At 73.0% G+C, this 19,417-nt stretch carries 19 protein-coding genes; 7 read left to right on the top strand and 12 right to left on the bottom strand.

The annotated features are described in order from the left end of the window. Positions 1-9: 9 nt before the first annotated feature. Together AB0J71_RS43545 and AB0J71_RS43550 are read left to right on the top strand one after the other, a co-directional pair. A complete protein-coding gene (locus tag AB0J71_RS43545; protein ID WP_364420037.1) occupies positions 10-153 on the top strand; it encodes a hypothetical protein in 144 nt (47 codons plus the stop codon). A gap of 359 nt (positions 154-512) precedes the next feature. Beyond that, the gene (locus AB0J71_RS43550) at positions 513-1,397 is read left to right on the top strand and encodes a phosphotransferase (RefSeq protein WP_352331462.1); all 885 of its coding nucleotides are present in this window, start codon (positions 513-515) and stop codon (positions 1,395-1,397) included. A 15-nt stretch (positions 1,398-1,412) separates the two neighbouring features. Here AB0J71_RS43550 and AB0J71_RS43555 read toward each other — a convergent pair whose 3' ends face one another. Together AB0J71_RS43555 and AB0J71_RS43560 are read right to left on the bottom strand one after the other, a co-directional pair. Then, entirely contained in the window at positions 1,413-2,696 is a 1,284-nt protein-coding gene (locus AB0J71_RS43555; RefSeq protein ID WP_364393896.1) for an ArsB/NhaD family transporter, read from the bottom strand. A gap of 5 nt (positions 2,697-2,701) precedes the next feature. Further along, on the bottom strand, positions 2,702-3,160 hold the full coding sequence (locus AB0J71_RS43560; RefSeq protein WP_352330979.1) for a CBS domain-containing protein: 459 nt from the start codon (positions 3,158-3,160) through the stop codon (positions 2,702-2,704). A gap of 446 nt (positions 3,161-3,606) precedes the next feature. Here AB0J71_RS43560 and AB0J71_RS43565 point away from each other — a divergent pair, with 446 nt between their 5' ends. From AB0J71_RS43565 to AB0J71_RS43575, 3 genes are all read left to right on the top strand, one after another. Then, a complete protein-coding gene (locus AB0J71_RS43565) occupies positions 3,607-4,611 on the top strand; it encodes a histidine kinase (RefSeq protein ID WP_364420039.1) in 1,005 nt (334 codons plus the stop codon). Further along, positions 4,608-5,252 (top strand): response regulator transcription factor, encoded by a 645-nt coding sequence (locus AB0J71_RS43570; RefSeq protein ID WP_352329182.1) that lies wholly within the window; start codon positions 4,608-4,610, stop codon positions 5,250-5,252. Before AB0J71_RS43565 ends, AB0J71_RS43570 begins: the two co-directional genes overlap by 4 nt. A gap of 217 nt (positions 5,253-5,469) precedes the next feature. After that, entirely contained in the window at positions 5,470-6,381 is a 912-nt protein-coding gene (locus tag AB0J71_RS43575; protein ID WP_364420041.1) for a hypothetical protein, read from the top strand. Between the two features lie 84 nt (positions 6,382-6,465). Here the strand turns inward: AB0J71_RS43575 and AB0J71_RS43580 are convergent, their stop codons facing one another. The 7 genes from AB0J71_RS43580 to AB0J71_RS43610 all read right to left on the bottom strand — a co-directional run bounded on the left by AB0J71_RS43580 (position 6,466) and on the right by AB0J71_RS43610 (position 14,636). Beyond that, on the bottom strand, positions 6,466-8,001 hold the full coding sequence (locus AB0J71_RS43580; RefSeq protein ID WP_364420043.1) for a family 20 glycosylhydrolase: 1,536 nt from the start codon (positions 7,999-8,001) through the stop codon (positions 6,466-6,468). After that, positions 7,998-9,170: a GDSL-type esterase/lipase family protein gene (locus AB0J71_RS43585; RefSeq protein ID WP_364420045.1), complete on the bottom strand. Its 1,173-nt coding sequence runs from the start codon at positions 9,168-9,170 to the stop codon at positions 7,998-8,000. The genes AB0J71_RS43580 and AB0J71_RS43585 overlap by 4 nt, the downstream gene beginning before the upstream one ends. Next, positions 9,167-10,372: a family 1 glycosylhydrolase gene (locus AB0J71_RS43590; protein ID WP_364420047.1), complete on the bottom strand. Its 1,206-nt coding sequence runs from the start codon at positions 10,370-10,372 to the stop codon at positions 9,167-9,169. Before AB0J71_RS43590 ends, AB0J71_RS43585 begins: the two co-directional genes overlap by 4 nt. A 32-nt stretch (positions 10,373-10,404) precedes the next feature. After that, the gene (locus AB0J71_RS43595; protein ID WP_364420049.1) at positions 10,405-11,235 is read right to left on the bottom strand and encodes a carbohydrate ABC transporter permease; all 831 of its coding nucleotides are present in this window, start codon (positions 11,233-11,235) and stop codon (positions 10,405-10,407) included. Next, the gene (locus AB0J71_RS43600) at positions 11,232-12,194 is read right to left on the bottom strand and encodes a sugar ABC transporter permease (protein ID WP_364420051.1); all 963 of its coding nucleotides are present in this window, start codon (positions 12,192-12,194) and stop codon (positions 11,232-11,234) included. The genes AB0J71_RS43595 and AB0J71_RS43600 overlap by 4 nt, the downstream gene beginning before the upstream one ends. A 3-nt stretch (positions 12,195-12,197) precedes the next feature. Beyond that, a complete protein-coding gene (locus tag AB0J71_RS43605; RefSeq protein ID WP_352326389.1) occupies positions 12,198-13,460 on the bottom strand; it encodes an extracellular solute-binding protein in 1,263 nt (420 codons plus the stop codon). A 108-nt stretch (positions 13,461-13,568) separates the two neighbouring features. Continuing rightward, positions 13,569-14,636 (bottom strand): LacI family DNA-binding transcriptional regulator, encoded by a 1,068-nt coding sequence (locus tag AB0J71_RS43610; RefSeq protein WP_364420053.1) that lies wholly within the window; start codon positions 14,634-14,636, stop codon positions 13,569-13,571. Between the two features lie 257 nt (positions 14,637-14,893). Here AB0J71_RS43610 and AB0J71_RS43615 point away from each other — a divergent pair, with 257 nt between their 5' ends. After that, positions 14,894-15,781 (top strand): SGNH/GDSL hydrolase family protein, encoded by an 888-nt coding sequence (locus AB0J71_RS43615; RefSeq protein WP_364420055.1) that lies wholly within the window; start codon positions 14,894-14,896, stop codon positions 15,779-15,781. A gap of 50 nt (positions 15,782-15,831) precedes the next feature. Here AB0J71_RS43615 and cydB read toward each other — a convergent pair whose 3' ends face one another. Next, complete coding sequence (gene cydB, locus AB0J71_RS43620; protein ID WP_364420058.1) at positions 15,832-16,800, bottom strand: cytochrome d ubiquinol oxidase subunit II; 969 nt, start codon at positions 16,798-16,800, stop codon at positions 15,832-15,834. A 7-nt stretch (positions 16,801-16,807) separates the two neighbouring features. Next, positions 16,808-18,181: a cytochrome ubiquinol oxidase subunit I gene (locus AB0J71_RS43625; RefSeq protein WP_352326394.1), complete on the bottom strand. Its 1,374-nt coding sequence runs from the start codon at positions 18,179-18,181 to the stop codon at positions 16,808-16,810. Positions 18,182-18,338: 157 nt separating this feature from the next. Between AB0J71_RS43625 and AB0J71_RS43630 the strand changes: the two genes are divergently transcribed. Beyond that, positions 18,339-18,989 carry a pyridoxamine 5'-phosphate oxidase family protein gene (locus AB0J71_RS43630; RefSeq protein WP_352326395.1) on the top strand — a complete coding sequence of 217 codons (651 nt, stop codon included), beginning with the start codon at positions 18,339-18,341 and terminating at the stop codon, positions 18,987-18,989. Positions 18,990-19,008: 19 nt separating this feature from the next. On the opposite strand, the gene AB0J71_RS43635 is transcribed toward AB0J71_RS43630, so the two are convergent. Further along, a partial coding sequence (locus AB0J71_RS43635) for a universal stress protein (RefSeq protein WP_364420060.1) occupies positions 19,009-19,417 on the bottom strand: 409 nt, incomplete at its 5' end.

Consider the following 19,417-nt stretch of genomic DNA (forward strand, 5'->3'; position numbering starts at 1 on the left):
CCGGACGATGTGCTGCCCCTGACCGGGCACGACGCCATCAGCCAACTGCCCCACGGCCCACGAGCCGGCCCCGACGGCAACGGCCCGCCGCGGGCCGACAGGGACCACGACAGCCTGCCGCGGGCCGACCGGGACGGCGACAACCCGCCGTGAGCCGAGCGGGACGGCGACAACCCGCCGCAGGCCGAGCGGGACGGTGACGGCCGGCCCCAGGGCGCGGCGTGCGGTGCCGGGTGGCGTGCGGGTGCCTCGTCGCCGGGACGGGCGGGTATCGGGCGGATGTGAGCTTTGTGCGACTTGTTGCGACTGCACGATCATGAGCGTCCCGAATTCGGAGCGGGCTCGGCACCGGCGGCCCTGACGGCAGGGTGACAAGCGGATGATGATCCTGTTAGTGCAGGTTAAGCGCCATCCGGCGGAGAGCGCCGAATTTGCGCCACGTGTCGCCCGACCTTGGCAGAACACTCCACAAGCCGTCCCGGCTCATGACCTGAACCCCATAACCTGACAAGGTGATCTACGCGAAGACGCCCCTCACCCCCGAGATCCGTGCCGCCGTCTCCCGGGCCTGGGGCGCCGAAGGAGAGGGCGAGCGGCTGCACGGCGGGGAGGAGTCGGCCGCCTACCGCCTCGGCGACCACGTCGTCCGGGTGGGGCCGGCCGCGCGCGGCGTGGCCGAGTCGGAGTGGTGCCACGCCGTCGCCCGGCACGCCGCCACCACGCTCCCCGAGGCCGTCGCCCCGCTGGCCACCGCGGGCGGCGCGACGGTGGTCGTCGTGGCGGGGCGGGCGGTCTCCTGCTGGCCCTACGTCGAGGGCGAGTGGCCCGACTCCGACGTCCCCGCCCAGCGGGAGGCGGGCGCGCGGCTGCTGGCCAGGCTCCACCGCGCGCTGGCCGGTCTGCGTCCCGGCCCGCGTCCCGTGCCCGCCTTCCAGGAGTCCGGCCTGTACGGCGACCCGCCCCCGGACGCCGCCGACCTGCACGACCCGGTCCTCGACCGCTGGCTGGCGGCCTTCCACGCCGGGCATCCCGTACGCCACCCGCTGCACGGCGACTACTACACCGGCAACACCCTGGCCAGGGACGGCCGCATCGTCGCCGTCCTCGACTGGGACGAGACCTTCGTCGGCGCCCCCGAGCTGGAGCTGGCCGCCGCCGCGCTGGAGTGGGGCGACGACCTGACCGGGCCCAGCAAGGAGTTCGTGGCGGCCTACCACGAGGAGGGCGGCACGGCGGCCCCCCTCGACGACGAGTCGCTCGCCCAGCTCGTACGGCACAAGCTGCGCAGGGAGCACGCCTACTTCCGCAAGGCCGCCGCGGCGGGCGTGCCGCACGACGAGGAGGACCTCGACTACCACCGGGCCCGGGTCGAGCTGTTCCACCGGCTGCGCCCCTGACCCGGGCGGCCCGGGTCAGAAGTAACGCAGCCAGACGTACACCCAGGCCAGGGCCGTGCTGCCCAGGGTGACGACGATGCCGTACCGGGTGAACTGCCAGAAGGAGATCGGGTTCCCGGTGCGGGCGGCGATCCCGAGGGCCACGACGTTGGCGCTGGCGGCGACCGCGGTGCCGTTGCCGCCGAAGTCGGCGCCGAAGGCGAAGGCCCACCACAGCGCCTGCCCGGTGGACGCGTCCGGTGCGGCGGCGGCCAGTTCCTCGACCACCGGCGCCATCGTCGCCACGTACGGGATGTTGTCGAAGAAGGCCCCCAGCACGCTGGAGCCGAACAGCAGCGAGGTGGCCGCGGCGAAGTAGTTGTCGCCGAACAGGTCGATGGTGGCGCGGCCGATGGTCTCCATCATGCCGGTGTGCACCAGGCCGGCGACCATGACGAACAGCCCGGCGAAGAACACCAGCGTGGGCCATTCGACCTCGCGCAGCACGTCCCCGAGCTCGACCCGGCAGACCAGCAGCATGACCCCCGCGCCGACCAGGGCGATGATCGAGGGCGCCAGGTGCAGGACGGAGTGCAGCGCGAACGCCGTCACCACCGCGGCCAGCACCGTCATCGACCGCGCCAGCAGTGCGGGGTCGGTGATGGCCCGCCGCTCCTGCAGCGCCATCACCTTGGCGACGTGCTCGGCGTTGTAGTGGAACGACCGGCGGAACAGCGGGTAGGTGAGCAGCACGAACACCGCGAAGATCACCACGACCGCGGGCGCCATGTGGACGAGGAAGTCGTTGAACGTCAGCCCCGCCCGGCTGCCGATGATGATGTTCGGCGGGTCGCCGATCAGCGTCGCGGCCCCGCCGATGTTGGAGGCCAGCACCTCGGCGATCAGGTACGGCTGCGCCGGGATGCGCAGCCGTCCGCACACCATCACCGTCACCGGCGCGACCAGCATGATCGTCGTGACGTTGTCCAGGAACGGCGAGGCCACGGCGGTGATGGCCATCAGCATCGCCATCAGCCGGTACGGCCGTCCCCGCGAGCGTTTGGCCGCCCAGATCGCCAGGTAGTCGAACAGCCCGGTCTGCTTGATCACCCCCACGATGATCATCATGCCGAGCAGCAGGAAGATGACGTTCCAGTCGATGCCCGCGTGCCCCGAGGAGAACACCTCCTCCCCCGGTGTCAGCCCCAGCACGGTCATCAGGCCGGCCGCCACCAGGACGACCTTGACCTTGTCGGCCTTCTCGGTGGCGATGAAGAAGAACGCCACCACGAAGATGGATAGGGCCAGGATCGCGCTCATGCGGATCAGTCCGGAAGGCTCGTGATGGCCAGGCTGGTCAGCAGGCGTTCCAGCGTGATCGCCCCCGTGAGGGTGGCGTCCGGGCCGAGGACGGCGACGAGCGGGCTACGCGTGCGGGCCATCAGCGCCGCCACCTCCAGCAGGGTCGCGTCCGGCGGCACGGTGACGGGCCGCGCGGGCGGCCTGGGCAGGCAGTCGCCGACCGTCAGGTGGGCGAGCTCCTGCCAGAACAGCTCGGCGTCGCTCTCGTCGAGGGTGCGGGCCAGGGCCTGGTCCTCCTGGTACGAGCCGGGGATGGCCAGCCGCAGCACCTGCGTGCCCGGCAGCACGGTCGCCGGCCTGCCCCGCTCGTCGACCACGATGAGCCCGGGCAGCCGGTTGACCACCATCAGGCGCACGGCGCGTCCCACGGAGTCTCGGGCCGTCACGGTCGGCAGGGTGACGGCGATGTCCTGTGCTCGCATGGCACCGTCCACGGTGGTCGGAGTGGTGGGAAGACGACGGTTCGCGCCGGTTCGGGGCGCGGTCGTATGACGGATCTTGATGGGGAGCCTCCAGCGGGGGCATGGGCGAAGGTCACAAAGGCGGCCAGGACGGCTCAGGCGCTCTGCCCCGGCCACGGGACGGCGGCCGGCCCCCGGCGCGGCCCGCGCGTCAGATGGCCCCGGGGGACGGACCGCGACCCGCGGGCGGGCAGGAGGAGAAGCGGTCCTGCCGCCGCGGCTCGGAGAAGGTCCGTGCCACGCATCGCCCACCTCCTTACGGTCCGTCCCTGTTTTCCGGGGAGACCATGCCATCACCGCGCGGGGGGCCGCGCCCATCGGGTCCAGCCCCCATATCGGGTGGGGGCGGGGCCGTATCCGGGCCGGGTCAGTGGACAGCGCGGGCGGCGAACGCCCAGGCTAAGGGCATGAGAGACGCCGTCGCCACCGCGCCGGAGCCGCCTGGCCGCACCCCGGCCCAGGCGTTGTTCCGCCGCCTGTTCGTCATCAACGCGCTGGTCTTCGCCGCGGGCACGTTCGTGCTGGCGCTGTCCCCCGCGACGGTCTCCTCACCGGTGCTGCTGACCGAGATCCCGGTGCTGCTCATCGGCCTGGCGCTGATCCTGGCGGCGAACGCGTTCCTGGTGCGGGCCAGCCTGGCCCCGCTGACCTCCCTGACCGCCCTCATGCGGCGGGTGGACCTGCTGCACACCCACGACCGGCTGCCCGCCGGCAACCGGGACCTGCGCGGCGTCACCGACACCTTCAACCAGATGCTCGACCGGCTGGAGGAGGAGCGCAGCGTGGCCAGCGCCCAGGCCCTGGCCGCCCAGGAGGCCGAACGCGGCCGCATCGCCCGCGAGCTGCACGACGAGATCGGCCAGAGCCTCACCGTCGCGCTCCTGGCGCTCAAGCGGGTGCGCGACCGGGCGCCCGCGGAGCTGGCCGACGAGCTCGGCCACGCCCAGGAGGCGATCAGGACCAGCCTGGACGAGGTGCGCCAGGTCGCCCACCGGCTGCGTCCCGGCGTCCTGGAGGACCTCGGGCTGACCAGCGCCCTCACCGCGCTGGCCACCGACCTGTCGCAGACCGGCACGGTCGAGGTCACGCGTAGACTGGCTCCGGGGCTGCCGCCGCTCAGCTCCGAGGTCGAGCTGGTGCTCTACCGCATCGCCCAGGAGAGCCTGACCAACGTCGCCCGCCACGCCCAGGCGACCAGGGCGACGCTCACGCTGACGCCCGACGACGGCGACCTGGTCCTGCGCGTCACCGACGACGGCCGGGGCGGCATCGGCGAGCCGGGCGCCGGCATCCGCGGCATGCACGAGCGGGCCCTGCTCATCGGGGCCCGGCTGAGCGTGCACTCGCCGCCCGGCGGCGGCACCGAGATCGTCCTCACCGTCCCCGGCGCGGCCAAGGAGAACGCCCGATGACCCGCATCCTGCTCGCCGACGACCACGCGCTCGTCCGCCAGGGCGTCCGCCTGATCCTCGACGCCGAGCCCGACCTGACCGTGGTCGCCGAGGCGGCCGACGGGGCCGAGGCGGTCGAGGCCGTCCGCACCCACGACATCGACCTGGTCGTCCTGGACATCGCCATGCCGCGCATGACCGGCCTGCAGGCCGCGCGCGAGATCTCCCGCCGCCGGCCCGGCATCCGGCTGCTGATGTTGTCGATGTACGACAACGAGCAGTACTTCTTCGCCGCGCTCAAGGCCGGGGCCTGCGGCTACGTGCTGAAGTCGGTGGCCGACCGCGACCTCATCGAGGCGTGCCGGGCGGCGATGCGCGGCGAGCCGTTCCTGTACCCCGGGGCGGTCACCGCGCTGATCCGCGACTACCTCCACCGCCACCGGCACGGCGACCCGCTGCCCGACACCCTGCTGACCGCCCGCGAGGAGGAGATCGTCAAGCTCATCGCCGAGGGCCACTCCACCAAGGCCATCGCCGACACCCTGGTCATCAGCCCCAAGACCGTCGACCGCCACCGCAGCAACATCCTGGCCAAGCTCGGCCTCAACGACCGGCTCGACCTGACCCGCTACGCCATCCGCGCCGGCCTGATCGAACCCTGACCTCGGCGGACGGCCGCGCCCCTGGCTCCCGCGGCCCCGGCGGCCCGGCCGGATGGAGTGCGCGGGCGCAGTTCCATGAGACGATCGAGATCATGATGGGTCCGTTGGGCGCGAGCAGCGATGTCCTCCACGCCTCCCTTTCGTCCTGTTGTGTCCCGGCACGGGCCGCCGCCGACCCTGCCGCCGATCCCGTCGCCGTGCCGGTCGTGTGCTGAGCATGGCCGAGGACACCGTCGCGTCCCGGGGCGCGTTCACCGGTCAGGAGGCCCGCGGCCTCGTCTCCCGCATCGAGGGGCTGCGTCCGCGGCGCGGTCCCGGCGACGGCGGCGAGGTCCCCGCGGCCGACGTCGACGTCGTCGAGGGGCTGGCTCCGGCGGCGGCCGGCGTGGCGGCGGCCTGGCTGCGCGAGCGGCCCTCCCCGGCCCTGCGGCGGACGCGGCTGCGGGTGCTGGCCTCCTACCTGCGGTGGCTGCGCGGGCAGGATCCCGGCGGCGACGTGCTGGGGGCCGGGTCGCAGGTCGACGCCTACTGCCTGGCCGCGCTCACCGCCGGCCTCGCGCCGTCCGGCCGGCCGCTGGCCCGCGCGACGGTGATCCGCCGGCGGGCGGTGCTGGCCTCGTTCTACGCCTTCGCCGGACGGCACGGGCCGGCTCTCCCGGCGCCGGTCGCGCACCCGCCCACCCCGGCCGAGCGGCGGCTGCTGCGCGGCGGGGTCGCCCTGCTGGCCGAGGAAGGGCGCTTAGCCGAGGCCGTGGCCGTCGGGCTGCTGGAGTCCACGGGCGCGTCCGTCGACGCGCTGGCCCGGCTGACCCCGTGCGACGTGCACCTGGTGGGCGCCGGCGACCCTGTGCTGATCACCCTGCACGACGGGCGGGGCGACATCGTCGCCTTCCCGCTCGCCCCCTACCTGCGCCGCCCGCTGCGCCGCCTGTGCGGCGACCGGCCCGCCGACCACCCGCTGCTCACCGGCGAGGCGGGCCGGCGGGTCGACCTGGCCTGGACGCGGGCCGCGCTCACCGACGCCGCGCTCGCCGCCGGCCTGTCCCGCACGCGGGCCGAGAGCCTGCACCCGCACCTGCTGCGCGCCCTGACGGTGACCGAGCTCGGCGGATCGCCCGTGCAAGCCTGACCACGACGAGCCCCCGGACCGCGACGGGCTCCGCGCCCGCCACGAGCCCTGGGATCGCGGCGAGCTTCCGGGGCCGCGGCGGGGTCACGGCTCCGCCGCGGGCCGGTACGCCGCTCCCCATCCCGTCGCCTCCCACGTGGCGGCGTGCGGTCGCAGGCGTGCCCGGTGGTCCTCCCAGGTCGCCGGCTCGCGCGTCCAGGATCGTTCGGCCGCGGCCGGAAGACGAGGGAGCAGCAGGAACGCCAGATCGTCGAAGGACGTGATCGTCTCCGACCAGATCGCAGCCTCCACCCCGGCGACGCGGACGTCGAGCCCCGCCACCAACGACCGCGGGGTCCAGTCGAACATCTGCCGGAGCGTCTTGGCCGGATAGTCGCGGAACCCGAGCCGGGCCCGGCGCGCCTCCCCCTCGGCGTCCGCGGCGGGCTCAGCGTACGGGCGGTCGTAGTACAGCACGTCGCTGGAGGACAGCAGCACCGGCAGCCCGGCGGCCGCCGCGGCGGGCCCGTCGGACGGCGCGAGGGCGAACAAGGCCACCATCTGGTCGACGAACGGGTGCGCGGACTCCGGCAGCTCCGCCTTCTTGGCGTCGGCGTCGATGCTCGTCTCCGCGCCGATCCACAGCTGCACGAGGTCGCCGTCGCCGAGCGCCCCGGCGCGTACGGTCTCCTGCCAGGCCACGACCCGGCTGCCGGCGCGGTGGGCCGCGCGGACGGCCACGCCGACCGCGCGCGTGTACGCCGTGACGGGCATCCCGAACGGCTCATCCCCCCCGACGTGCACGAACCGGGCACGGGACGCCTGCGCGAACTCGGTGACGGTCTCCGCGATGAAGGACTCGGCCCCGGGCATGGCCGGATCGACGTAGCCCAGGCGGGTGGCGGTCCCGTCGCCGGCGAGCTCCGGGTAGGCGCGGATCGCGGCGTGGGCGTGCCCGGGAAGGTCGATCTCGGGCACGATCGTCACCCCGCGCGCCGCGGCGTACGCCGTCAGCTCCGCCAGCTCGCGCCGCGTGATCAGCTCGCCGGGCGAGGTCGCGTCCAGCGCGGGACGGGCCGCCGACTGCAGCCGCCAGCCGCCGGAGTCGGTGAGGTGGAGGTGCAGCACGTTCAGCTTGTATCGCGTCAGCAGGTCGACGACGCGGCGGATCTCGTCCGGGCGGAACGGATGCCGGACGACGTCGAGCATCAGGCCCCGCCACGCCAGGGCGGGGCCGTCGGTGATGCGCCCGACCGGCAGCCGGCCCGCCGCCGACTCCGCCAGCTGCACCAGCGTCGCGGCGCCCCGCAGGACCGCGTGCGGGCTCGGGCCGGTGATCGTGATCTCCCCCGGGGCGATCGTCACGGTGTGCCGCTCGTCCGGGGGCAGCTGTTCCGGCGCGACGCCGCCGGCCGGCGGCACGTCGCCGGGAGCCTCCCCGATCAGCAGGACGACGCGCGACGGGGGCGGGTCGCCCGCCGCGGGGGTGGCGGGAAGGCGGGCGAACTCGCCTTCGAGCCACGCGCGGGCGTCGTCCAGACGATCGTCCGCCCGGATCTCGACGCGGCCGGGATGCAGGACGATCGTCGTCGCGTGGTCGAGCGCGACCGCGTGCGGCCACGGCACCAGCGCGGCCCTCATCGCCGGCCTCCGAGCAGCCCCGCCAGGGCCGGCATGCCGGCCACCGTGTCCTGGAAGCGCCGCGCGATGAGGTCCAGCCCCTCCTCCGTGGGGTGGAGCCCGTCGCCCAGCAGGCGCGCGTCCTGCTCGCCCAGCAGGGTACGGCCGTCCACCAGGTGCAGGTGGGGGTCGTCGGCCGCGCGCCCGGCGTGGACGCGCTCGATGATCCGGCGGGTGGCGGCCAACGTGAGGGCGCCCTCGTCGGCCTCCAGGGCCCGGTCCGCCCCGGCGGCCGTGCCGCCGCGGTCGACGGTCGGTCCCGGCGTGTGCTCGTGCGCCGGGCAGGCGATGGCGGTGATGAGGACCACCGGCGTGGTCGGATGGCCCTCGCGGATCAGGTCGAGGAAGCCGTGCACGGCGGGCAGCATCGTCCTGGCCCGCATCGAGTCGGCGTTCACGAGGTTGATGCCCACCTTCAGGGTGATCAGGTCCGCGGGGGTGTCCCTGATCATGCGGGCGACGAACGGGTCGAGCTGCGCGTTCCCGCCGAACGACAGGTTGCGCAGGCGCCAGCCGGTGCCCAGGGCGACCCGCGCCGGCCAGGTGCCGTCGGGCGTGGCGGCCTGCAGCCCATGGCTGATGGAGCTGCCGTGATGCGTCCAGCGCGGGAAACCGCCGGCGGACGGCGGCGAGATCGGGGCGTCGGCGGCCAGGCCGATGACCTCGACCGCGCAGTCGTGCGGCAACATGATCTCGACCTGCTTCTCCCCGCCGCCGGGCACGAGGGCCACCGTCACCTCGGACGGATCGCGCTGTTCCCGGCCGGTGACCTGCCGGTCGGCGCCGATGACCACGACGTCCCCTTCGGGGATGGCGACGTGGTCCGCCAGCGCGCCGTCGACGACGACGGCGAGGCTGTGCGGCCTGGCGGTCCCGGCGCCGGCCGGCCGGATCGACCGGGTGTGCAGGCGCAGCCGCAGCAGGGCCGCGCTGGTGGCGAAGCGGAGGGAGACGCCGGTGGGCGCCTGTTCCATGAGGTCGAACCAGGGATCGTCGTGTTGTGCGCGGGCCCATGGCGGCAGCCGGCGCGGGCGCAGGCCGCCGTGGGCTCCCGGGTCGAGGACGGCCGCGCCGTCGACGAGGGGGGCCAGGTCGGCGGCGTCCAGGGTCACGTCCAGAAGGTCCGTCACGACGCGGCCTTCCCGCCCAGGACGGCCGCCGGGTCCTGGACGAGCCGTCCGAACCAGCGGGCGCTGGGTTTGACCGTGCGCCGGAAGGTGGTCCGGTCGACCGCGACGAGGCCGAAGGTGGGCGTCCACGACCCCCACTCGTAGTTGTCCAGGAGTGACCAGTGCAGGTAACCGCGCACGTCGACGCCGTCGGCCATGGCGCGGGCCAGGCCCCTGACGGCCTCGGTCGTGTACGCGACGCGTTCGTCGTCGTCGCCGGTCGCGATGCCGTTCTCGGTCACGAGCAGCGGGGTCGATCCGCCGAGCCGGGCGGCGGTGTGCCGGACCGCGTCCTCCAGGGCGAGGGGGTAGTACTCCCAGCCCATCATCGTGCGCCTGTCGTCCGGGCCTGGGGCGATGACGCCTTCCCCGCCCGCGCGCAGGCGGCTGTAGGCCTGCACGCCGATGAAGTCGTCGTCCTTCGCCAGGTCGATGTACTGGTCGTCGACCAGGTAGGACAGCTCGGCGGTGCGGTCGGGGCCGGCGCCGTGGTCCTGCACGTTCTGGTTGGCCACCGTCCATCCCGACCGCAGTCCGGGCACGGCGGCGAGCAGGTCGCGGGCCTGCTCGTGCGCGCGGGCCAGCGCGGCGGTCACGGCGGGGTCCGGCGGGACGAAGGACGGGACGGGCTCGCCGGCGCCGTACCTGCGGCGCGCGGCCACCAGGGCGACCATGTTGGGCTCGTTGATCGTGCACACCCAGGGCACGCCGTCGAGGATCGGCAGCACCGCGCGGACGTAGTCGGCGAAGTGCGCGATCGCCTCCCCCGAGGTCCATCCGCCGACGGCGCTCAGCCACGCGGGGCTGGTGAAGTGGTGGAGGGTGACGACCGGGGTCAGCCCGCGCTGCCCGCAGCCTTCGATGATCCGGCGGTAGTGGTCCAGCATGGCCGGCGACGGGTGACCGGGCGCGGGGACCACGCGGGCCCATTCGACGCTGAACCGGTAGGCGTTCAGACCGAGGTCGCGGGCGATGTCCAGGTCCTCGGGCCACCGGTGGAAGCTGTCGCAGGCGTCCCCCGAGCGTTCGGGCAGTCCCGGGCTCCCGTCGTGCTCGGCCTGCCAGAAGTCGCTTCCGACGTTGTTCCCCTCCACCTGGTGGGCCGCCGTCGACGCGCCCCACAGGAAACCGTCGGGAAAGGTCAGCGGCTGCGAAGTCGCCATGTTGGATCCTGTCTTGGGTGTCGGAGGTGTGGTCATTTGAGGCCCATGGTGGCGATGCCCTGCACGAAGTAGCGCTGCAGGGACACGAACAGCGCGAGGATCGGCGTGATGATCAGAACGGCGCCGGCGAGCAGCGTGCCGTAGTCGGTCGCGTACTGGCCGGTGGAGTAGAGCGAGAGCGCCACCGGCAGCGTGTACATCGACTCGGTCTGGCTCGCCACGAGCGGCCACAGGAAGTTGTTCCACGAGCCCAGGAAGGTGAGGATGCCGAGGGTGGCCAGCGCCGGGCCGCACAGCGGCAGCACGACCCGGGTGAAGATCCTCGCCTCGGAGGCGCCGTCGATGCGCGCGGCCTCCAGCAGCGAGTCGGGGATGTCCAGCATGAACTGGCGCATCAGGAAGACGCCCACGGGCTGTGTGAGGAACGGCAGCACCAGGGCCCCGTACGTGTCGAGGATGCCCATCTTCGCGACGATCACGAAGAGCGGGACGAAGGTCACCACGCCGGGCACCATGATGGTCACCAGCACCACGCCGAGCAGGACGCGTTTCCCGGCGAAGTCCATCTTGGCCAGCGCGTAGCCGACCATCGAGCAGAACAGCAGGTTGCCGAGCACGGTGAGCACGGCGACGAGGAGGCTGTTGCCGAAGAAGGTGCCGAAGTGCAGCTCGGTGAGCCAGCGGGCGAAGTTCCCGCCGGTGGGCGAGTGCGGCCACCACGTCGGGGGGTCGGCGAAGATCTCGTCCTGCGTCTTGAACGCGCCCAGCACCATCCAGGCGAACGGCGCGAGCCACACCACCACGCCCGCGGTCAGCACCACGTAGCTGAGCGAGCGCGCCGTCAGGCCTCCCGGCCGGCTCATGCGGCCCTCCTGAGCAGGCGGAACTGCAGCACGCCGACCGCCGCGATGACGACGAACATGATGTAGCTCGCCGCCGACGCCTTGGCGAAGTCGCCGAAGCCGAAGGCGTTGAACGTGTAGTACGTCATGGACAGCGTGGAGCCGAGCGGCCCGCCCTGCGTCATCACGAATGCCTCCTCGAAGAACTGCAGGTAGCCGACCGAGATGAGCACGCAGCCCAGCAGGATCGTGGGGCGCAGCAGCGGGAGCGTGATGCTGCGCAGGCGGCGCCAGGGCCCGGCGCCGTCCATCGCCGCCGCCTCGTTGACGTCGGCCGGGACGGCCTGCAGCCCGGCCAGGAAGATCACCATGAGGGTCCCGGTGTTGCGCCAGACGGCCATCAGGATCAGCGAGGGCAGGGCCCAGGTGGTGCTGTTCAGCCAGTCCGGCCCGTCGACGCCGACCAGGGCGAGGACCATGTTGAGCAGCCCGTCGCGGGCGAGGATGTGGCGCCAGATGACCGAGACCGCGACGACGCTCGTGACCACCGGCGCGTAGAAGGCGACGCGGTAGACCGGCCTGAGCCGGCGGACGCCCGAGTTGAGCGCCAGCGCCAGCCCCAGCCCGAGCGCCACCGTGGCGGGGATGCCGACGAGGACGAACAGCGCCGTCACCCCGGCGGCGTTCTGGAACTCCGGATCCGTGAGGACCTCCGCGTACTGCTGCAGGCCGACGAAGTCCACGTTGAAGGGCGACTGGATGTCCTGCGCGGTCAGGTCCGTGAAGGAGAAGCCGATCGAAGCGGCGATCGGCAGGACCATGAACACCGCGAAGACGACGACGAACGGCGCGGCGAACAGCCAGGCGATCGTCGTCTGCCGGCGCCGGCGTTCGGAGTTGGCTCCCGCGGCCCGGGGGGCGCGCGCGTCACGGGAGGCGCGCGCCCGTCCGGGGGCGGCGGGTGACATGGGGTTCGACACCGCTCAGGACACCCCGATGCCGTCGGCCTGCTGCTGGAGTTTGCGCAGCGCGTCCGCCACCGGCAGGCCGCCCTTGATGATCTGCTCGATCGCCGAGTCGCCCGCCGCGCCGACCTTGTCGAACGCGACCAGCTGCGGCGGCGCCTTGGCCGTCTTGAGCTGCTCGGCGAACGCGGCGAGCGTCGGGTCGGCGACCAGCGCCGGATCCTGCCACGCGCTCTGGGTCGCCGGCAGGTCGCCGCTGACCTTGTACCAGGCCGCCTGGGTCTGCGGCTCGCTGAGCCACTGGACGAGCTTCCAGGCGGAGCCGGGGTTCTTGGCGGCCTTGAAGACCACGAGGTTCGCGCCGCCGACGAACGAGGTCGAGCTCTTCCCCGCCGGAAGCGGCGCGGTCGCGTACTTGCCCGCGAACGCGTCCCCGCCGGCCTGGGAGATGGCGCCGCGCAGGAAGGGGCCGGCGACGAGCATCGGCGTCGTGCCGGTCAGGAAGTCCTTCACCGCGGCGGCGGGCGCCGTGTCGGCGTTCGGGTCGGCGATGCGCTGCTTGAAGTACGACGCCAGGTACTCGTACGCCGAGGCGAACTGCGGGGTGTCGAGTGTCCACGAGGACTGGTCGGCGTTCATCAGCTCCGCGCCGTTGGACCACGGCATCCAGAGCGAGGACAGGAACGATCCGGTGCTGCCCGCGGGCAGCCGGATGCCCCACTTCGCACCGGCCTTGCGCTGCAGGTCGGCCGCCATCCGCCGCAGCTCGTCCCAGGTGGCCGGCGGCTTGTCCCAGCCGGCCTTGCGCGCGAGGTCCGTGCGGTAGTAGAGCGCGCGGACGTCGACGTACCAGGGCACCTCCAGGAGCCGGCCGCCGATCGTTCCCGTCGAGACGGCTCCCGGGTACATGCCCGCCGTGTCGATGGTGCCGGGCACGGGCGCGAAGGCGTCCTTGAACACCGGCAGGCCGGGCATCATGGCCAGGTCTGGAACGTTCCCGGCGGCGATGGCGGTCTGGAACTTCTGGTAGGCCGAGTCCCAGGGGATGGCGGTCACGTCGACCTTGACCCCCGGGTTGGCGGCCTCGAACTTCTTCAAGAACTCGGGCAGCAGCTCGCCCTCATTGCCCATCGCCCACATCGTGATCGCGCCGGCGGCCTTGGCCGCGACGCTGGAGGACGGCTGAGCCCGTCCGGCGCCCTCGTCGGCCCGGCCGCACGCGGTGAGCGCCGTCGCGGCAGCGATCGCGACCAGGGCCGCCACTGTAGATCTGTGTCGCACGGCCAGTTCCTTCCTGTCGGCCTGTGTTCCCTCCCCCGAACGGCTGAGAATTTATGCGCTTAACTCGCCAGAAATCCAGCCCCATTGCGCAATCGAGATAAAACTTCGTCAGGGGCAGCCGCAGCTGCGGCCGAGCACCATGCGGGTCGGCAGCACGTACGACCTGGGGTGGGACACCCCCGACGCGGTGTCGGTCAGGATGCGCACCGCGAGCCGGCCCATCGAGGCGAACGGCTGGCGGACCGTGGTCAGCGTCGGGTTCGAGAGCCGCCCGGCGACGATCCCGTCGAAGCCGGTGACCGCGACGTCGTCCGGCACCCGGACGCCGTGCCGGGCCAGGAGGTCCATCACGGTGAGCGCGAGCTGGTCGGTGGCGCAGACCAGGGCGTCCGGCACGTCGCCGGCCGCGATGGCGGCCCGCAACGAGCGCAGGCTGTCCTGGGCCAGCGCGGTGGCGTCGAACGGCTCCTCGGGGACCGGCAGCCCGTGCGCGGCCAGCGCGGCCTGGAACCCGGCGAACCGGGCGGCGATGTCGGGCGCGGCCGGCTCGCCGAGGAACGCCGGAGACCGGCGGCCGTGCCGCTCGACCAGGTGATCGACGAGCTCGCGCACGGCGCTCTCGTTGGCCACCGTGATGTGGTGCAGCGGGTCGTGCATGGGCGGGCTGCTGAAGATCACCACGGGCACGCCGCGCCCCACGTGCTCCAGCAGGTCGCGCGCCGCGCCGCCCGGGAAGATCGCCAGGCCGTCGACGCTGCCGGCCAGGTCGAAGCTGCCCAGCGAGTCGCGGCTGGCCCCCGACCCGAGCATCACCGGGCGGCCCAGCCGCTGCGCCTCCAGCTCGAACCCGCGCTGGATCTCGTCGACGTAGAGCGGGAATCGCCGCACGTCACCGAGGCCGTCGAGCTCCCGCGCCACCATCGCGTCGAGGTCCGGGGCGCCGAGGTCGGAGGGCAGGAACATGTCGAAGGCGTACAGGCCGAGCGCCTGGGAGCGGCCCTTCGCGAGGCCACGCGCGCTGCCGCTGGGCACGTAGCCGAGGGCCCGCGCGGCCTGCAGGACCAGCTCGCGCGTCTCCGGGCGGACCTTCTCCGGCTGCCGGAAGGTGTGCGAGACCGTCGCGATGGAGACGCCTGCCCGCTCAGCGACGTCGTAGACGGTCGCCCTCTGCGCCACCGGACCATCACCCGCCCTTCCCGGCGTCGCCTGCGAACGGATCGTATCCGCTCGGGTCACCACCCTACGCGCCGCGCCCGGCCCATGATCACCCCGCCCGAACCACGACCCGGATCTTGACGGGACGCCCGCGCCCCGGCAAAACTAACCACCTGGTAGGAAATGGCTGCGCGCCCGCGGGTTCGCCCTGCGTGCGCGGCGTTCGCCTCCGCCGCCGCGCCGGCCCCTGCCCTCACCCCCCTCCAGAGAAGGTGACCATGTTCGGGAAGAAGTCCCTCACGTTCTCAGCGGTGGTCGTCACGGCGGCCGTCTCCTCGCTCCTGGCGACGCCGGCCGCGCACGGCTCCACCAGCGACACCGTCAGCGACACCGCCGTCGGCCACTACGTGGCCCTCGGCGACTCCTACACCGCGGGCCCGGGAATCCCGACCCAGACGGACGCCGACTGCGGCCGTTCCGACCGCAACTACCCGACCCTGACCGCGGCCGCGCGGGCCGTCGCCACCTTCACGGACGTCAGCTGCGCCGGCGCGACCACGGAGAACATGACCGGCGCACAGGGCGCCGCCCCGCCCCAGCTGGACGCGCTCCGCCCGGAGACGGACCTGGTCACGCTGGGGATCGGCGGCAACGACATCAACGTCAGCGGCATCATCGGCCGCTGCGTCATCCTCGGCAAGCTCAACCCCGGCGGTTCGCCGTGCAAGGCCAGCTACACCCTGGCCGGCATCGACCAGCTCGCCGGGCGCATCGCCGCCACCGGCGACAAGGTCGACGCCGTGCTCCAGGAGATCAGGCGGCGCTCCCCCGGCGCGGACGTCCTCGTCGTCGGATATCCGGTCATCATGCCGGACGACGGGAGCAACTGCTATGCGACCGTCCCCATCGCCAAGGGCGACGCCCCCTGGCTGCGGGACGTGGAGAAGCGCCTCAACACCATGCTCGCCACCCGCGCCGCGGCGGGCGGCGCCCGATTCGTCGACACCTACACCGGTTCGGTGGGCCACGACCTGTGCAAGCCCCTCGGCGTCCGGTGGATGGAGCCGATGGAGGGCGTGGACTCGGTGGGACTCCACCCGAACGCCTCGGGCCACCAGGCCATGTCCGCCGCCGTGCTGGCCGCGGTGGACGCCGCCCGGCGCTGACGCCGCCGCGCGGACCCCGCCGACGATCCGGCCGACGATCCGGCCGGCCGTCAGGTCCGGACGGCGCCGGTGAGGCGGCGGCGGAACACCCAGTACGTCCAGGCCTGGTAGGCCAGCACCAGGGGCGTGAAAATGGCCGCGACCCAGGTCATCACGGTCAGCGTGTACGGGCTGGAGGCCGCGTTGGTCACGGTGAGGCTGTTGGCCGGGTCCAGGGCGGGCATGACGTTCGGGAACAGGCCGCTGAAGATGGCGGCCACCAGGGCGACCACGGCGACCGCGCTGGCGGTGAAGGCCCACCCGTCGCGGGCGCGCACGGTCGCGGCCACCGCGCCGGCCAGGCCGAGCGCGACCCGCGCCACGGCGGCCCACCGCAGCGCGCCGCCGCCGCCGGAGAGCAGCAGGAACGCCATCACCACCAGGAACGCCGCCGGGGAGATGCTCTTGGCCATCCGCCCGGCGGCCAGCCGCAGGTCGCCGGTGGTGCGCAGGGCCAGGAAGACCGCGCCGTGCAGGGTGAACAGCAGCAGCGTGGCCGCCCCGCCGAGCAGCGCGAACGGGTTGAGCAGGGTCAGCAGCGTGCCGGTGTACTCGTGCTCGGCGTTCAGCGGCACACCGCGCACGATGTTGGCGAACGTCACCCCCCACAGGAAGGCAGGGACGAGGGAGCCCCAGAACAGCGCCCGGTCCCAGCCGCGGGTGCTGTCGCTCTTGCTGCGGTACTCCAGGGCCACGCCGCGGGCGATGAGCGCCAGCAGGATGAGGAACAGCGGCAGGTAGAAGCCGCTGAACAGGGTGGCGTACCACTCGGGGAAGGCGGCGAAGGTCGCGCCGCCGGCCACCAGCAGCCACACCTCGTTGCCGTCCCACACCGGGCCGATCGTCCGCAGGACGGCCCGCCGGTCGGCCTCCTCGCGGCTCAGGACGGGCATCAGGATGCCGACGCCGAAGTCGAAGCCCTCCAGCAGGAAGTAGCCGGTCCACAGCACGGCGATCAGTACGAACCAGACGTTTTCCATGATTTCCTCAGTAGCTCAGCGCGGGGACGGCGGTCTCGGGCTCGTCCTGCTCGTTCGGCCCGATCCGGATGAACTTGACCAGCAGCCGGATCTCGATGATCGCGAGCACGGCGTAGGCCAGGGTGAAGCCGACCAGCGTGATGGCCACCGAGGGGACGTCCGCCGTCGGCGAGACGGCGTAGGCGGTGCGCATCAGGCCGAAGACGGTCCACGGCTGGCGGCCCATCTCGGTGAAGATCCAGCCCATGCTGTTGGCCAGGAACGGCAGGCCGATGCCGGCGATGGCCAGCCGGTAGGCCCAGCGGCCCGCGGGCAGCCGGCCGCGCCTGGTCAGCCAGAGCCCGGCCAGGGCGAGCAGCGCCGACAACATGCCGAACCCGATCATCAGCCGGAAGGACCAGTAGGCCAGGCCGACGATCGGCCGGTAGTCGCCGGGGCCGTACAGGGCCTGGTAGCGGGCCTGGATGTCGTTGATGCCCTCGACCTCGCCGTCCAGGGTGTTGGTGGACAGCAGGCTCAGGCCGTACGGGATCTGCAGGTTGACGTGGTTGCGGCCGTTCTCGACGTCGCCGATGGCGAACAGGGAGAAGCCGGCGGAGGTCTCGTCCTCCCACAGGGCTTCGGCGGCGGCCATCTTCATCGGCTGCTGCTCGGTCATGATCTGGGCCTGCCAGTGGCCGGAGAACGACACCCCGACCGCCGAGACGAGGCTGACGGCCAGCGCCAGCCGGGCCGAGGTGCGGAAGAGGGAGACGTCCCGCTTGCGCAGCAGGAACCAGGCGCTGACGCCCAGCACGAACGCGGCCGCGGTCAGGAACGCGCCGAACAGGACGTGCGGGAAGGTGACCAGCGTGGTCGAGTTGGTCAGGACGGCCCAGATGTCGGTCAGCTCGGCGCGGCCGTTGTTGATCCGGTAGCCGACGGGGTGCTGCATCCAGGAGTTGGCCGCCAGGATGAAGTAGGCCGAGATGTTGGTGCCGATGGCGGCCAGCCAGATCGTGGCCAGGTGCAGCCGGGGCGACAGCCGGTCCCAGCCGAAGATCCACAGGCCGAGGAAGGTGGACTCCAGGAAGAAGGCCATCAGCCCTTCCATCGCCAGGGGCGCCCCGAACACGTCGCCGACGAAGCGGGAGTAGTCACTCCAGTTCATCCCAAACTGGAACTCCTGCACGATGCCCGTCACCACGCCCATGGCGAAGTTGATCAGGAACAGCCGGCCCCAGAACCGGGTCAGCCGCAGGTACTCCGGCTTCTTCGTCCGGTGCCACGCCGTCTGCAGACCGGCCACGATGATCGACAGGCCGATCGTGAGCGGCACGAAGAGGAAGTGGTAGACGGTCGTGATGCCGAACTGCCACCGGGAGAGATCCAGGACATCCATGCAGGCCAGGCTCCTCTTCCCGGCGTCCGCGCCGTAGGGCCGTGCGTCCCCGGGGCGAGGGACGTTGGTCCCCTGAAGGGGCGAAAGACCCTGTCCGGGGTACGGGGGTGCCTGGAAGGCTGCGACAGGCAAAGGGACGCAGCGGCAGGAGGAGACAGTGACAGGGACCGGCGACTTCGGCCACCGCATCCGGTACCACCGGCAGCGGCTGGGGCTCACCGTCGAGCAGGTAGCGGAGCGGGCGGACATGTCCGCCGGCTACCTCCGGTACATGGAGGAGCACGTCGACATCCCGGACCGGGGGACACTGAACCGCCTGGCCGACGCGCTCGGGACCACCGGCCGGGACCTGCTGGGCGGCGGGCGCGACCGTCCGCCGGGCGTCGGGCCCGCGATGGCCGAGCCCGTCCTGGAGGTGCTCGACCGCGAGGAGTGCCTGCGCCTGATCGCGGCCGGCGGCATCGGCCGGATCGCGTTCAACGGCTCGCACGGGCCGACGGTGCTGCCCGTCAACTTCCGCGTGCACGACGGCGCGATCGTCTTCCGCACCGCCGCGGGCGGCCCGCTCGACGAGGACCTGCGGACCGGTCTGGAGGGCGTCGAGGTCATGGTGGGGTTCGAGGTGGACCGGATCGACGAGGCCCGGCGGCAGGGGTGGAGCGTGCTCGTGCAGGGGCCCGCCCACCACGTGACCCCCGACGAGCAGGCCGCCGAGCCGGACGTCACCCCGTGGGCGGGCGGCGACCGGCGGCTGCACATCCGGATCGTCCCCCACCACATCACCGGCCGGCGCATCCACTCCATGTGAAGGGGGGCGGCTTCGAAGGTCAGCAGCGGGGCCGGACGACCGCCACCGGGCAGGCCGCGTGGTGCAGCACCCCGTGGCCGACCGAGCCCAGCACGGCGGAGGCGAACCCGCCGAGCCCGCGCGAGCCCACCACCACCAGGTCGGCCGTCCCGGCGGCGCGGACCAGGGCCGAGACCGGGTGCTCGCACGGCTGTTCCTCGGTGATGACCAGGTCGGGGTTGGCGTGCCGCCACGGGACGACGTGCCCGTGCGCCTGCCGGTCGGCGTCCTGCATGACCTCGATCAGGCTGCCGTAGGCGGCGGCGTACGGCGAGGAGACCGGGATCTGCCAGGCCGAGACCACGTGCAGCCGCGCCCGGCGCGCCCTGGCCTGCTCGACGGCGTACTCCATGGCCGCCCGCGCGTGCCCGGAGCCGTCGAAGCCGACC

This window comes from Nonomuraea sp. NPDC049637 (genome assembly GCF_040675235.1).
In the GTDB taxonomy this organism is placed as follows: Bacteria; Actinomycetota; Actinomycetes; order Streptosporangiales; family Streptosporangiaceae; genus Nonomuraea.